1 protein-coding gene is annotated in these 1232 nt (G+C 47.7%); it reads right to left on the reverse strand.

Features of this window, described 5'->3' with window-relative positions; translation table 11 throughout:
* Positions 1–1103, reverse strand: a 1103-nt coding sequence (locus H1S01_RS20230) for a DnaB-like helicase C-terminal domain-containing protein (RefSeq protein WP_188042162.1), incomplete at its 3' end; no start/stop codon positions are given.
* Between the last annotated feature and the right edge of the window lie 129 nt (positions 1104–1232).

Raw genomic sequence — 1232 nt, forward strand, 5'->3', positions numbered from 1 at the left:
TGGATAACGGCTATCGTCTCCGAGTAATCGGTCAGTTTTGGCGGCTTTACAATTCGGTAACCATCATCGTCCGTTTTTCGTTTCTCTTTTTCAGCAGACCCTGGTGTTTGGTGCACAACCAATCCGGCGACCTCATACCGGCCAAATAACTGGCGCAGTCGCCGCGATGTGTAGGACATGGAATCCCGCATCTTGCCTCTCCCATGGTTCATTAGATTAAAGCCATCGATAATGACCATCTTTACATTCGGATTCATTTGTAAATCGGCTTCGATGGACTCTACGGATAAACCGTCCGGCAAATCTTCCATCGTTTTTATCAGATAGGGAGACAAGGACATTTCAGGGGAAAATGCGCTTAGGTACGAAAAATACTGCGATTCATTCTCCAATAATCCCCGGCGAAGTTTTACGTTATCAAACTTGCCCATTAGCGTGTCAAGCCGTAACGCCTGTTGCCGCTTTGACAGTTCTGGCGAATAATGCAGGACCCCGAATTGGTTCTCCCATGCCGACAGACCGATGTGTGAAGCCAACCAAGACTTCCCCCGGTTGGTAAAGGCCATGAGCAAGATATAATCGCCGATCTCGAATCCACCACCTAAAGCGTCCGTCAGTGACGGGTACGGCGTGGGGATATAGGATCGTGATCGTCGCTCCTTCGCTTGGTCATACCACTGCTTCCGCTCTTCCCCGTTCACGGCAAAGTTAGTACCCACGTCAAATCGAACCAACGTGGTGACTTCAATTCGCAGGGTTTCTTCTTTGAGCCACTGGATAAACTTATCCCCGGACAATTCATTAAACTTCTTTGCTGCCTGATGTTGAAGCAATTCAAAGGCTCGTCGTTTAGCGGTTTGCGCCTTGAGACGGCTACACAGATATTTGAACGAGTCCTGCACATCCGGGATATAGTCAAACTGCTCAAATTGAGCGATCACCGTTCGGTAATCTGGTGACTGCTTGTTTTCTCGTACATACTCTCGGATGAACAGATAGACCTCGCCCAGAGTCGGAAAATCGGTAACGTTAACATTGAAACGATTCAACACAGTAAAGGCGTTTTCATCAATGACCTTGGAGAGAAGCTGAGCCTCCTGCATCTCGTCCATCCTTTCTTATTGATTTGTTACTTTTGAGAGGCTCAAGCCACCTCCTTTCTTTTTTGAAGGACTTGCCGAATAAACTCTACACCTTTGGGTGATACCAACGTGCGACTTCTCGTCATCCAT

Source organism: Heliobacterium chlorum (assembly GCF_014502795.1).
Classification (GTDB): domain Bacteria; phylum Bacillota; class Desulfitobacteriia; order Heliobacteriales; family Heliobacteriaceae; genus Heliobacterium; species Heliobacterium chlorum.